Origin of the sequence: Stenotrophomonas maltophilia group sp. Smal17 (assembly GCF_030237045.1) — a bacterium.
GTDB classification, from domain to species: domain Bacteria; phylum Pseudomonadota; class Gammaproteobacteria; order Xanthomonadales; family Xanthomonadaceae; genus Stenotrophomonas; species Stenotrophomonas forensis.
In genome coordinates, this window is the sequence record NZ_JASJSU010000118.1 from 1 (window position 1) to 12,637 (window position 12,637).

14 protein-coding genes and 2 tRNA genes are annotated in these 12,637 nt (G+C 67.9%); 6 read left to right on the forward strand and 10 right to left on the reverse strand.

The annotated features are described in order from the left end of the window. Positions 1-122: 122 nt before the first annotated feature. The 5 genes from ampE to QRO93_RS19715 all read right to left on the reverse strand — a co-directional run bounded on the left by ampE (position 123) and on the right by QRO93_RS19715 (position 3,822). The gene (gene ampE / locus QRO93_RS19695) at positions 123-1,010 is read right to left on the reverse strand and encodes a regulatory signaling modulator protein AmpE (RefSeq protein WP_006473684.1); all 888 of its coding nucleotides are present in this window, start codon (positions 1,008-1,010) and stop codon (positions 123-125) included. 133 nt (positions 1,011-1,143) lie between these two features. Then, positions 1,144-2,049: an NAD(+) diphosphatase gene (nudC, locus tag QRO93_RS19700; RefSeq protein WP_180880877.1), complete on the reverse strand. Its 906-nt coding sequence runs from the start codon at positions 2,047-2,049 to the stop codon at positions 1,144-1,146. 136 nt (positions 2,050-2,185) lie between these two features. Next, positions 2,186-2,578, reverse strand: a complete 393-nt coding sequence (gene erpA / locus QRO93_RS19705) for an iron-sulfur cluster insertion protein ErpA (RefSeq protein ID WP_049456218.1) — start codon at positions 2,576-2,578, stop codon at positions 2,186-2,188. Between the two features lie 31 nt (positions 2,579-2,609). Then, positions 2,610-3,074: a polymer-forming cytoskeletal protein gene (locus tag QRO93_RS19710; protein ID WP_053450987.1), complete on the reverse strand. Its 465-nt coding sequence runs from the start codon at positions 3,072-3,074 to the stop codon at positions 2,610-2,612. Between the two features lie 4 nt (positions 3,075-3,078). After that, positions 3,079-3,822, reverse strand: a complete 744-nt coding sequence (locus tag QRO93_RS19715) for a DUF6776 family protein (protein WP_049456220.1) — start codon at positions 3,820-3,822, stop codon at positions 3,079-3,081. A gap of 179 nt (positions 3,823-4,001) precedes the next feature. Here QRO93_RS19715 and QRO93_RS19720 point away from each other — a divergent pair, with 179 nt between their 5' ends. Genes QRO93_RS19720 through QRO93_RS19730 form a run of 3 tightly spaced genes read left to right on the forward strand, consistent with a single transcriptional unit; the run spans position 4,002 to position 8,753 of the window. Further along, positions 4,002-4,619, forward strand: coding sequence for a DUF4126 domain-containing protein (locus tag QRO93_RS19720; protein ID WP_180880876.1), 618 nt, complete (start codon positions 4,002-4,004; stop codon positions 4,617-4,619). 44 nt (positions 4,620-4,663) lie between these two features. Continuing rightward, positions 4,664-6,550 carry an EAL domain-containing protein gene (locus QRO93_RS19725; RefSeq protein ID WP_180880875.1) on the forward strand — a complete coding sequence of 629 codons (1,887 nt, stop codon included), beginning with the start codon at positions 4,664-4,666 and terminating at the stop codon, positions 6,548-6,550. Between the two features lies 1 nt (position 6,551). After that, positions 6,552-8,753 carry an ATP-binding protein gene (locus QRO93_RS19730; RefSeq protein ID WP_180880874.1) on the forward strand — a complete coding sequence of 734 codons (2,202 nt, stop codon included), beginning with the start codon at positions 6,552-6,554 and terminating at the stop codon, positions 8,751-8,753. 23 nt (positions 8,754-8,776) lie between these two features. Here QRO93_RS19730 and bfr read toward each other — a convergent pair whose 3' ends face one another. The 3 genes from bfr to QRO93_RS19745 all read right to left on the reverse strand — a co-directional run bounded on the left by bfr (position 8,777) and on the right by QRO93_RS19745 (position 10,335). Further along, on the reverse strand, positions 8,777-9,247 hold the full coding sequence (bfr, locus tag QRO93_RS19735; RefSeq protein ID WP_005419804.1) for a bacterioferritin: 471 nt from the start codon (positions 9,245-9,247) through the stop codon (positions 8,777-8,779). A 143-nt stretch (positions 9,248-9,390) separates the two neighbouring features. Further along, positions 9,391-9,606, reverse strand: a complete 216-nt coding sequence (locus tag QRO93_RS19740) for a bacterioferritin-associated ferredoxin (RefSeq protein WP_180880872.1) — start codon at positions 9,604-9,606, stop codon at positions 9,391-9,393. Between the two features lie 108 nt (positions 9,607-9,714). Next, positions 9,715-10,335, reverse strand: coding sequence for an RNA pyrophosphohydrolase (locus QRO93_RS19745; protein ID WP_180880870.1), 621 nt, complete (start codon positions 10,333-10,335; stop codon positions 9,715-9,717). Between the two features lie 120 nt (positions 10,336-10,455). Here QRO93_RS19745 and QRO93_RS19750 point away from each other — a divergent pair. Continuing rightward, positions 10,456-10,532 (forward strand) — tRNA-Met (locus QRO93_RS19750). Between the two features lie 55 nt (positions 10,533-10,587). Next, positions 10,588-10,662, forward strand: a tRNA-Gln gene (locus QRO93_RS19755). 279 nt (positions 10,663-10,941) lie between these two features. On the opposite strand, the gene rpsI is transcribed toward QRO93_RS19755, so the two are convergent. Then, a complete protein-coding gene (rpsI, locus tag QRO93_RS19760) occupies positions 10,942-11,334 on the reverse strand; it encodes a 30S ribosomal protein S9 (RefSeq protein ID WP_005411311.1) in 393 nt (130 codons plus the stop codon). Positions 11,335-11,336: 2 nt separating this feature from the next. Then, positions 11,337-11,765, reverse strand: coding sequence for a 50S ribosomal protein L13 (gene rplM, locus QRO93_RS19765; RefSeq protein ID WP_005414692.1), 429 nt, complete (start codon positions 11,763-11,765; stop codon positions 11,337-11,339). A gap of 196 nt (positions 11,766-11,961) precedes the next feature. Between rplM and coq7 the strand changes: the two genes are divergently transcribed. Next, complete coding sequence (gene coq7 / locus QRO93_RS19770) at positions 11,962-12,606, forward strand: 2-polyprenyl-3-methyl-6-methoxy-1,4-benzoquinone monooxygenase (RefSeq protein ID WP_180880868.1); 645 nt, start codon at positions 11,962-11,964, stop codon at positions 12,604-12,606. Positions 12,607-12,637 lie beyond the last annotated feature (31 nt).

The following is a 12,637-nucleotide window of genomic DNA, read 5'->3' on the forward strand; positions in this document are numbered from 1 at the left end:
GGGACGGGTTTACGGCGTGTCCTGCAGTCCCACACCGCCCCGCCCAAGCCTCAGCAACCCAGAGCCGCTTTGGCTGCGGCTTTGGCCTCTGCAGGTGCAGGGCTGCAAGCCCTGCAATACAACTACGTCACCCAGCCTGCAATCACCAGCAGGGCCAGGATCGCCAGCCACAGCAGCAGCATCCGCCACACCAGGCTCATCGCATCACGCAGGTCCGGCAGCCGTTGCCACACCGGCAGCAGTCCCGCCTCGGTGTAGTCGTGCGCATCCTCGCGCAGCTCGGCATTGACGCTGGCACGCGCCACCGCTCCGAGGAAACCGATGTTCCCGGCCAGGCGCTCGCCATGGGCCTGGCGCCAGGCCTTCCACGCCGTATCGAAGTTGCCCACCAGCGCCATCGAGAACGCCATCAGCTGCGCCACCGGCCACTCGATCCAGCCCAGCAGGCGCTGCGCCAGCGCCAGCGGTTCCACCGGCACGCGGGCGCGCATCGGGCTTTCGGCCATCAGCGCCAGCAGCCTGTAACCCAGCGCACCGGCCGGGCCCAGCAGCAGGAACCAGAACAACACCGCGAACCAGCGCCGCAGCGCATTGAGCACCGTTGCTTCGACCAGTGACGGCACGTCCTCGCGCAGGCTGCCACCGGCCGCCTGCAGGTTGCGCACCGCCGCCTGCCGCGTCGCGGCATCGTCGGCGTCGATGATCGCTTCGATATCGCGGTCCAGGTCGCGCGGCCCCCAGCACCATGCCAGCACCACCACGCCCAGCAGCAGCGACGGCAGGCCGAACAGCACCCCGCGCAGCAGCCAGGCCAGCAGGGCCATCAGCAGCAGCGGCGGCAGCAGGGCCAGGGCCACGCCTGCGGGGCTCTGCCAGGCCTTGCCACCCCGGGCATCCAGCCAACCCAGCCAGCGCCGGAAGCCGTCGAAACGGCGCAGCGAGGCAGCAGCGGCCGGGGCGACATGGCCCAGGGCCAGCGCCACCAGCACGGCAGCCAGAGTGGTGAACATGGCGGGTCTCCCTACGAAACAGAACGCTCGCGCCGCTACCTTACCTGTCGCAGCGGCGCCCTCAGCGGTGAACCGGACTCTAACCCGGGCCGTGTTCAGGTGGCGGCAATACAGCCGCCGCGCCTGGCCCGCTTCAACCCTTCTGCTGGCGGTACCAGTGCTCGATCAGGCCACGCGAAATCGAGATCGGCGGCGACACGCGGATGCCCTGGCCATCGTCCTCGACATCGCGTGCCAGCGCCGCGCCCACCTCGTCGGCACTGAACCAGCGCGCATCTTCCAGCTCACCGTCCACGCTCGGCAGATCATCCTGCGCCTGCGCACGGAAACCGATCATCAGCGCCCCCGGGAACGGCCAGGGCTGCGAGCCGAGGTACTGGCAGGCGGTCACCCGCACCTTGCTCTCCTCGTGCACCTCGCGCACCACGGTCTGCTCGAAGGTCTCGCCGGGCTCGACGAAGCCGGCCAGCACCGAGTAGCGGCGCGGCGCCCAGTTCGACTGCCGGCCGAGCAGCAGCCGGCCCTGGTTCTCCACCGCCACGATCACCGCCGGATCCACCCGCGGGTAATGCTCGGTAGAGCACTGCGCGCAGCGACCGACGAAGCCGCCACGGGCGAACGCCACGGCACCGCCGCACACGCCACAGAAGCGGGTACGCGAGTGCCAGTAGGACATGCCGCGGGCATAGCTGAAGGCGGTCGCATCGGCCATCGACCACAGCAGCGCGGCCTGGCGCAGGTCGAGGCGGCGTGGTGCGGTAATGGTCACGCTGCCGGCTTCAACTGAAAACCACGCCTGCTCGCCACGCAGGCCGAGGAAGATCGCGGCACCGGGGCCACCGCCGATGTCGGCGCCGGTCAGCGCCAGTGGCTGATCGTCATCGCCGGTGAAGGCGCTGCCGTCCTGATCAAGCACGAGGATGCGCGCGCCCGGCCACAGGCGCGCCAGTGCATCGGCATCGTCGCGCAGGGCATCGGCGCGCTCCAGCGGTTCGCCTACGAAGGCGAAACCGGAAAGCGGCGAAGAAGTATTGGGCATCCGGCAAGCGTGCCGCCAATCGATGCAGGTGGCAAGCCGCAGGCTTTGCGGAAACCAGCGGTGGGTGTGGAGCCTGCTCCACACACCTTGTCGCGCAGGGGACGGGCCCCGCGCATCCACGCATGGCGTGAATCTACTACATGCTGAAACTGCTGCCGCAGCCGCAGGTGGTCTTCGCGTTCGGATTGCGGATCACGAACTGGGCACCGGTCAGGCTTTCGGTGTAGTCCACCTCGGCACCCATCAGGTACTGCAGGCTCAGCGGATCGACCAGCAGCGTCACGCCGCTGGTCTGTACCGCCAGATCGTCCTCGGCACGGTTCTCGTCGAACTCGAAGCCATACTGGAAGCCCGAACAGCCGCCACCTTCGATGTACACGCGCAGGGCCAGGTCGGGGTTGCCCTCTTCCTGGATCAGGGATCTGACCTTGGCGGCCGCCGACTCGGTGAAGTTCAGCGGTCGCTCCAGCGACTGGTAATCGGGCGCGGCGGCCGGGGTGGCGCCGGGCAGGGAGACTAGCGTGCTCATACGGTCAGCATGGGGGTGCCGGGGAGGGCTTTCAAGCCATCGCCTCGGCCAGCTTGCGGCGCGCGGCGGTGTCGCCCTTGCCGGCATCGGCGTCGTCGACCTCCGGGGCCGGCAGGGCCGCCATCGGGGCGCTGGCATGGATCAGGCGGCCGTTCAGCTGGGCGCCCGCATTCATCTCCACCACCTGGTAATGGACATTGCCGTTGACCCGCGCGCTCGGGGTCAGTTCGACCTTCTCGGTGGCGTGCACGTCGCCGTCCAGGCGGCCGCTGATGACCACCACCTGGGCACGGATCTCACCCTCGATCACGCCATGCTCGGCGACCGTCAAGGTGGCACCACTGGCGCCTTCGGCGGCAATCACCTTGCCGTGGATGCGGCCTTCCACGTACAGGCCACCACTGAATTCCACATCACCGCGGATCACCACCTGGTTGCCGATCAGGGCATCCACCACCAGCTGGCCATCACGGTTGGATTTGCTGTTTCCGAACATCTGCCTACTCCCCTTTGCTGGCCGGCGCGCCGGCCTGTTTCCAGTCGAATACCTGGGTGGTACCCCCCGTACCACTCCCCAATGTCACCCGCACGCGTTGCGGGGTGAAGTCAGCCGGCAGCATCACGCTGCCGGTGATCTGCTGGAAGTACCGGAACGAGTAATCCTGTCCCGGCACCTTGCTGCGCTGGTGCAGATCATCCCAGCTGATCGTGGCCAGCTTGCCGTTCTTCACGCCTTCCACGGTGAAACGCATCTGCCCCTGGCTGATGGCACCGCGGTTGAGGTTCTGGGTCAGCACGGCGGTGTACTGCCAGGTGCCGGCCGCTTCCGGGCTGAACTCGATCGAATGGGTGTTCAGGCCCTTGCGCTGGCTGGTTGAACCGACCAGGCGCTCATAGAAGGCGACGTCGGCGCGCAGGCCGGCGATTTCCTCATCGCGCTCGGCCAGCGAGGACTGCACCTCGGTGTTGGCGGCGCGGCTGATGCGGTCGGAGGCTTCCAGCGTGGCCTGCTTCTGGCGCAGCTCGGTCAGCTGCGCCTGCAGCGTCTCGGCATGCTTCTCTGCGGCCTGCAGGCGCTGGCCCTGCGCATCGCGGGGGGTGGCCATCCAGCAGCCGCCGAGCACCGCCAGCACCAGGCTGAGCAGCCAGATGCCGCCGAGCACCAGCAGACGGCGACGATCGACCGGCGGTTGCGGCGCGCCGGGCAGGCGAACCTGCACGCGCATGGGAGGGCGGTTGTTCATGGGTGGTTTCCGGGGCATCGCAAGAGCGACACCGGTACGGCCCCTGTGGCAAACGACGGGCTAGTGTATGACAGGACGGGTGGGTTTCCTGCGCAGTGGCCGGCCACGGTCTGTGGCGTTCAGGCACGCCATCGCCGATAGTGAGGCCCCCCGCACAGTTCCGTCGCCGGAGCATCGCCATGACCGAAGCCCACCTGTTCGTGATCGGCATCCTGCTGGCCTGGCTGGCCGGCATCCGCGTCTACCTCACCGTGTTCGGCGTCGGCCTGGCCGGCCTGCTCGGCTGGGTCGACCTGCCACCGGCCCTGCAGGCCACCGAATCGTGGTGGGTGCTGGGTACCTCGGCGGCGCTGGCAGTGACCGAATTCTTCGCCGACAAGATCCCCGGCGTGGACTCGGCGTGGGATCTGGTGCAGACCCTGGCACGCGTGCCCGCCGGTGCCTTCCTTGCCGCCGCCACGTTGTCGCCGGACGGCCAGCTGGGGACCGGCGCACTCGCCGCCGGTGCCGGTGTCGCGCTGGCCAGCCATGGCCTGAAGGCCGGCACCCGCGCCCTGCTCAATACCTCACCGGAACCGGCCAGCAACTGGGTGGCGTCGGCCGCCGAGGACACCGTGGTGATCGGCGGCCTGGCGCTGGCCCTGGCGCACCCCTGGATCGCGCTGGTGGTGGTGCTGGCCTGCAGCCTCGCTGGCGCGCTGCTGGTCTGGCTGGTCTGGCGCACCTTGTGGAAAGGCGTGCGTTGGCTGGCACGCGGCGCGGCGACGGACAGCCCGCGGCAGCCCGGCACCGGTTGATCGCCGGGCTTGCCGCATAATGAAGGCGAACACCAGGAGCACCGATGGCCGCAATCGAATCCCCCGCGGGCGCCCGCCCGGGACGCGCTGAAACCCCTCCGGCCGATCATTGGCAACGCTGGGCCGTCGAGGCGGTCACCCACGCTCCCGCCGCACCGGCAGCGGTCACGCCACCGGGTAGCACGGCCGATGCGCCGTCGATCAACGGCGCGCCGCCACCGCTTCCCGGCCCTTCAGCGCTGGCAGAAGCTGGCAACAACGACCAGGCGCCGCCCGCATCCGATTCGCCCTATCGCGTGCTGATCGTCGAGGACGATCGCGCCCAGGCGCTGTTCGCGCAGAGCGTGCTGCACGGTGCCGGCATGCAGGCGATCGTGCACGGCGATGCCGACGGTGCGCTGCAGGCGATCAAGGACCACCGCCCGGACCTGATCCTGATGGACCTGCACCTGCCCGGGCTGGACGGCATGCGCCTGACCGCGCTGATCCGCCAGCAACCTGGCCTGCAGCTGCTGCCGATCGTATTCCTCAGCGGCGACCCGGACCCGGAGCGCCAGTTCGAAGTGCTCGACAGTGGCGCCGATGACTACCTGAGCAAGCCGATCCGCCCGCGCCACCTGATCGCCGCCGTGGCCAACCGCATCCGGCGCGCGCGTGCGCAGGCCGCGACCCTGCCAGGAGCCTCCGGTGCCCCGGCCACCAGCAATCCGGAAACCGGCCTGCCGACACGCCACCACGTATTGCAGCAGCTCAACGCCGCGCTTGCCCACCGCGACCCGGGGGGCGTGTTGTTCGTCGAAGTCTCCAGCGCGCTGGGCCTGCGCGAGCGCTATGGGTATGCCGCCTTCGAACGCCTGATGGTGCAGGCCGGCCAGCGCCTGGCCGAGGCGGGCCACCCGCACCTGCTGGCACGCCTGAACGACAACAGCTTCCTGCTGCTGGCGCGCACCGCCGATGAAGACAGCCTGGAGGGCATCGCCGCGGCCCTGCGTGAACAGCTGTCGGCGCGCGCGTTCGTGATCCGCGACGACGAATCCGTGCACCTGCGCGGCGTGGTCGGCTATGCCCCGCTGTCCTCCGGATTCGACGATGCCAACAGTGCCCTGGAAGCCGTCGAACGCACCACCCTGCAGGCGCGCCTGCTGAGCGCCGGCGTGGCCGGCCACGTGCACCGCGAGGCGATCAGCGAACAGGAGCACCTGGCGTTGCTGGAAGGCCAGCTGGAGCTGGCCTATCAGCCGATCGTCGCCGTCGCCGGCGGCAACACCGCGCAGTACCAGCTGCTGCTGCGCCTGCGCCAGGCCGATGGCACGGTGCTGGCGGCCGGCCAGGTGATTCCTGCCGCGGAAGCCGCCGGGCGCATCGCCGACCTCGACCAGCAGGTGATGGACCATGCGCTGGGCCTGCTGGACCTGTACCGGCACGCGACCCAGCCGCTGAACCTGTTCGTCTCGCAGTCGCTGCGTACCCTGCAGCGCGATGCCTTCGCCGACTGGCTGCTGGAGTCGCTGCACCAGCGCGACCTGCCCGGCAGCGCGCTGGTCATCGATGTGCGCCTGCCCGACGCACTGATCCACACTGTGCCGCTGCTGCAGTTCTGCCAGCGCATGGCCGGTGCCGGCGTGCGCTTCTGCCTCAGCCAATTCGAACCGGGCGGGGAAGCCGATGCGCTGCTGACCCACCTCCCGCTGTCGTTCGTGCGCATGGCAGCACGCTTCTCCAGCAGCCACGCCAACCCTGCCACCCGCGAGGAACTGCGCAGGGCGATCGAGCAGGCCCATGCAGCCGGGCTGCAGATCATCGGCCAGCAGATCGAAGATCCGCAGGCGGCGGCCGCGATGTGGGTGGGCGGCGTCGACTACATCCAGGGCAACATGGTGCAGTCGGCCGGCAGCGACCTGAACTTCGACTTCCACAACGCGGTGCTCTGACGTGCCGCTGTGGGGCGTGCTGCTGGTTGCCCTCGCCGTGGCCGCCATCGCGCTGCTGCTGTTGGGCCTGCGCCTGCGCGCGCGCAACCTTGCGTTGGCCCAGCTGCAGCGCGAACGCAGCGTACTGGCCGCCGAACGCGACCAGCTGCGCCGCACCACCGAACGCCAGGGGCAGCTGGAGCAGCAGCTGCTGCAGGCCAAGCAGGCCGCCGAGGCCGCGGTGCTGGCCAAGGGCGAGTTCCTGGCCACGATGAGCCATGAGATCCGCACCCCGCTCAACGGCATCCTGCCGATGCTGGAGCTGATCGCGCGCGGCCCCCTGGGCGAGGACCAGCGACAGATGCTGGCCACCGCCTCGGCCAGTTCGCAGCAGCTGCTGCGCATCGTCGACGACATCCTCGACTATTCACGGCTGGAAGCACAGGCGCTGGAACTGGAGATCACCAGCTTCAACCTGCGTGACCTGCTCGATGGCGTGGTGCAGCTGATGCAGCGCGCCGCCGACGCCAAGGGCCTGTCGCTGGCGTTGCAGCTGGACCCAGCGGTGCGCCTGCCGGTACGCGGCGACCCGGTACGCCTGCGCCAGGTGTTGAGCAACCTGCTGGCCAACGCGATCAAGTTCACGGCACGCGGCCAGGTGCTGCTGCGGGTACAGCGGTTGGGCGAAGGCGCAGCGCAGCACCAGCTGCGCTTCGAGATCATCGACACCGGCATCGGCATCGACGAGGTGCTGCAGGCGCGGTTGTTCCAGTCCTTCAGCCAGGCCGACGCCTCCACCACCCGCATCTACGGGGGTACCGGCCTGGGCCTGGCCATCTGCAAGCGCATCATCGACCTGATGCAGGGCCGCATCGGCGTGCAGTCCACGCCCGGCCAGGGCGCCACGTTCTGGTTCGAGATTCCGCTGCTGAAAGTGCCCGGCGACCTGCCGGCCATGGCACGTCCGCCCGCTGCACTGCTGCTGTGCAGCGCCGATGCGATCCTGCAGGCGCGCATCGAGCGCATCGCTGCCCACCATGGGCTGCAGGTGCAGATGCTGGCACAGCCTGGCGCGGTGGTCGAGCGCCTGCGCGCGCCGCCACGCCCCGGGCAGCCGGCGCCGGCCTGGCTGCTGGTCGACGCGCATGCACGCCGCGCAGGTGAAGCCACGCTGCAGCAGGCCCTGGCCGAACGGGGTGAGGAAGACATGCTGCAGGTGCTATGGCTGCAGGACGACGCCGTTGCGGCGCGCCCGCGGCAGCAGCGGCTGCCCGCACGTTTCGATGATGCCGCCCTGCATGCGCTGCTGGCGGTGCCGGTCGCGCACGCGCGGCCCGCCGCATTGCTGGCCAATGCTGAAGACGGACTGCCCGCGCCGACGTTGCCGCCGTTGCACCTGCGCGTGCTGCTGGTGGAAGACAACACGGTCAACCGGATGGTGGCCGAGCAGTTGCTGCGCGTGTTCCAGTGCGAGGTGCGCAACGCCGCCGATGGCGAGCAGGCATTGCTCGCCCTGCGCGAAGGCGGCGTGGACGTGGTGCTGATGGACTGCCAGATGCCGGTGCTGGATGGCTACGCCGCCACCCGTCATTGGCGCGCCGAGGAAACGCAATCCGGGCAGCTCCGGCTGCCGATCATCGCGATGACGGCCAATGCGATGGCCGGTGACCGCGAACGTTGCCTGCAGGCCGGCATGGACGATTACCTGTCCAAACCGATCACACGCGCCACGCTGCATGCGCTGTTGAAGCGCTGGGGACAGCGATCGGGCAATGCGCCAGCGCCGAACCCGCCCGGCGGCGATGCGCCCGCCACCGGCCCGGTCCTGACTGCCGAGCATGGCGCGGCCCTGCCAGGTACGAAGAGCCAGGCGGCGCCGCAACCGGTGCTGGATCGCGATGTACTGGACGAACTGCAGGCGGTGATCGGCGAGAGCGCCATCCAGATCGTCTCGGTGTTCCTGGACGATGCTCCGGCAATGGTGCAGCAACTGCAGCAGGCTGCACAGAACGGCGACGCGACGCGCCTGCAGGCGATCGCGCACAGCCTCAAGTCATCAAGCGCGAATGTCGGCGCGTTGTCGCTGTCTGCGGTGGCGCAGCGGATCGAGCATGAAGCCCGCAGTGACAGCCTGCAGCGCCCTGCCGTGGCAGTGGCGCTGCTGGTGGCCGAATTCGCCCGCGCGCGCGTGGCGCTGACGGGTTACCTGGCACAGCATCGCTAGCGTCGAGCAAGCTCGACGCTACGTCACTCTTCCAGCTTGCTCAGCAGGTACTTCGGCTCGCCGATGCGCTCGATCAGGTCCAGCTGTGTTTCCAGCCAGTCGATGTGCTCTTCTTCCGAGTCGAGGATCTTCACGAACAGCTGGCGGCTGACGTAGTCGCCGACCGAATCGGAATAGGCCACGGCCTCGCGCAGGGTGACCACGCCGTCGCGCTCCAGCGACAGGTCGCACTGCAGGATCTCGGTCGGGTTCTCGCCGATGCGCAGCTTGCCCAGCGCCTGGAAATTCGGCAGGCCTTCGAGGAACAGGATGCGGTCGGCGAGCATGTCGGCATGCTTCATCTCGTCGATCGATTCCTTGTACTCGTGTTCGGCCAGTTCCTTGATGCCCCAGTTCTTCAGCATCTTGGCGTGCAGGAAGTACTGGTTGATCGCGGTCAGCTCGTTGTAGAGGACCTTGTTGAGGAATTCGATGACCTTGGTGTCGCCCTTCATGGGGATGCTCCTGCACGCTGAAAACGCAGGCACTTTAGCGCCTTGCGCAGCCTCGTGAAGGAACGCGAATCGTGCGCATTGGCCTGTGCGGCCAGCGGTGAAGGAAGCGAAAGCGCGGCGTCAACGCACCGCGAAAGAAACGGTCAGGCGACCTGGGCCAGGCCCAACACCGGCAGCGGCAGCGGCAGATCGTGGGTGGCACGTGCCTTGGCCAGCAGCTCGCCGGCCATGTCCAGGCAGGAACCGCAGGTGGCACCACAGCCGGTACGCATGGTCAGTTCGGCCACCGTGCTGACGCCATTGCCGGCGGCTTCGCGGATCTGGTGGTCGGTGACTCCGTTGCAGATGCAGACGTACACAGGCGGGAACCGGGCTGACAGGCCAGAAGCGGCCTGTTGGCTATTCCAATGGAAACGAGAATGGTTGTCAATCAGAGACCTGAACCATTCTCGATACCGTTCAGCCCGTCAGCTGGCCGGGCCGTCGCCCTGCGCCTTCTTCGGCCAGTAGCCCCGGGTCCGCGGGCGCTTGCGGGGACGGTCGTGCCCGGCCGTATGGCCTGGCATCCAGGCCTCGGCGGCGCTCTTGGGCATGGCGGTGACGCCCTGCCCGGCCACGCCGCGCGCCAACGGCGCCAGGTGTCGCAGGGCACGCGCATAGACGCCGCGCTTGAACATCACCACATGCTCCACCGGGTACCAGAAGTCCACCCAGCGCCAATGGTCGAACTCGGGCGAGTCGGTGTGGTCCAGCTTCACATGGGATTCGTCGCCGGTCAGGCGCAGCAGGAACCAGACCTGCTTCTGGCCGATGCAGACCTGCCGCTCGTTGCGGCGGATGGCCCGCGCCGGCAGCTTGTAGCGCAGCCAGCCGGGTGTCGCCCCGAGCACTTCCACATGCTCAGGCAGCAGGCCGGTCTCTTCCTGCAGTTCACGATACATGGCCTCGACAGGCGTCTCGTCGGTATTCATGCCACCCTGCGGGAACTGCCAGCCGTCCCGGCGCACACGTCGTGCCCAGAACACCTGACCATCCTGCCGCATCAGCACGATGCCGACGTTCGGTCGATAGCCGTCCGGATCGATCACGATGCGGACTCCTAAAAAATCTACTGGTCGGGACTATCCCATGCCCTCTGCCGCCCCACAAGCACGATACAAAAGTGTTGACAGGGGCGATACACATCCGCAGAATAGCGGGCTCACCAAGGCTATGTAGCTCAGCCGGTTAGAGCACAGCACTCATAATGCTGGGGTCGGTGGTTCGAGTCCACCCATAGCCACCACACTGAAAATCAAGTTGTTTTTCAGTGTGAAAAGTGAGAAAATAGTTGCACGTTTTGCCCCGTCGCCAAGCGGTAAGGCACCTGACTCTGACTCAGGCATTCGGTGGTTCGAATCCATCCGGGGCAGCCAAATTAAAAGCAAAAGGCCAGATCGAAAGATCTGGCCTTTTGCTTTTAATTTGGTCACGCATTTCACCTTATCCCCGCGCCCGTCGGCGCGCCCCCTTGAACATCAAGGGGGCTCTCCCCCAGACAGAAACCGGGGTCAGGTATGCAGACCACGGGTAGTGCCGGCCGCTGGCCGGCAACCTGGAAATGCATGACCCCAGAACGACAAAAGCCCGGCCGAAGCCGGGCTTTTGCTTTCCAACCAGCGGGCTCCCGAGGGAGCCCAACCAGGCGCGGTAAATCAGCGCTTGGAGAACTGGGTGGCGCGGCGGGCCTTGTGCAGACCGACCTTCTTACGCTCGACTTCACGGGCGTCACGGGTCATGAAGCCGGCCTTGCGCAGCTCGGACTTCAGGGTTTCGTCGTACTCGACCAGAGCACGGGCGATGCCCAGACGGATCGCACCGGCCTGGCCGGTGGTGCCGCCGCCAGCGGCGGTGACCAGGATGTCGAAGCTTTCGGTGTTCTTGGTCAGCTCGAGCGGCTGGCGCACGATCATGCGCGCGGTCTCACGACCGAAGAACTCGTCCAGCGGACGGCCATTGACGGTGATGTTGCCCGAACCCTTGCGCAGGAACACGCGAGCGGTGGAGGACTTGCGGCGGCCAGTGCCGTAGTTTTGAGTGATAGCCATGATTAGATATCCAGAACCTGCGGCTGCTGTGCGGCGTGCGGATGCTCAGTGCCGGCGTAGACCTTGAGCTTGCGGTACATCTGGCGACCCAGCGGGCCCTTCGGCAGCATGCCCTTCACGGCGATCTCGATCACGCGCTCCGGGTGGCGCTCCAGCGCCTGGGCCAGGGATTCGGTCTTCAGGTTGCCGATGTAACCGGTGAAACGGTGATACATCTTGTCCTGCAGCTTCTTGCCGGTGACGGCAATCTTTTCTGCATTGATGACGACCAGGTAGTCGCCGGTATCAACGTGCGGGGTGTAGACCGGCTTGTGCTTGCCACGCAGACGGCGGGCCAGCTCGGTGGCGAGACGGCCCAGGGTCTTGCCCTCGGCGTCGACGAGGTACCAGTCGCGCTGGACGGTCTCGTTCTTGGCAGTGAAAGTGCTCATGAAGAACTCTAGGTTAGGTCGGGCTCATTGCGGCGAAAGGCTCGCCGGAACTCTGCCACGCGTTGTGAAAAGGTGAAGCGTAAGAGGCGGGATTGTACGCACCCTGGCCGCCGGGCGCAAGTCGCCCCTGCCCCCGGGTTGGCAGGGCGGCAGGGCCGGGCGAGAATCGGGCCCTCCCCGCCCCACCCGTACCGCCATGACCGCACTCCGCCAGACCACCCCGCTTGACCACCTGCTGACCGAGGCGCAGCGCGCCCTGGACACGGTGTTCGGCAACCCGCCGGCGGCCCGCCCCTACCCGGCCGCAGATACCGACGAGCCGGGCATGGACAGCACCGAGCGCCGCCACGCGGCGGGCCTGATGCGGATCAACCACGTCGGCGAGGTCTGCGCGCAGGGCCTGTATTTCGGCCAGGCGGCGGTGGCCCGCGACCCGGCCACGCGTGAACACCTGCTGGAAGCCGCCCAGGAAGAGACCGACCACCTGGCCTGGTGCGCCACCCGGCTGGGCGAGCTGGACAGCCGTCCCAGCCTGTTCAACCCGCTGTGGTACGCCGGCAGCTACACCATCGGCACCCTGGCCGGGCTGCACGGCGACGGCTGGAACCTGGGCTTCGTGGTCGAAACCGAGCGCCAGGTGGAGGCCCATCTGGACGAGCACCTGGTCGATCTACCCGCCGGTGACCTGCGCAGCCGCGCGGTCATCCAGGTGATGAAGGACGACGAGGCCCGCCATGCGGAACACGCCGAACAGGCCGGCGCCCGCCGCCTGCCGTTCCCGATTCCGGGGGCAATGGCGCTGGCCTCCAGGGTGATGAAGACCATCGCGTACCGGCTGTAAGCCCCAGGTAGTGGGGGGGGGGGGGGGGGGG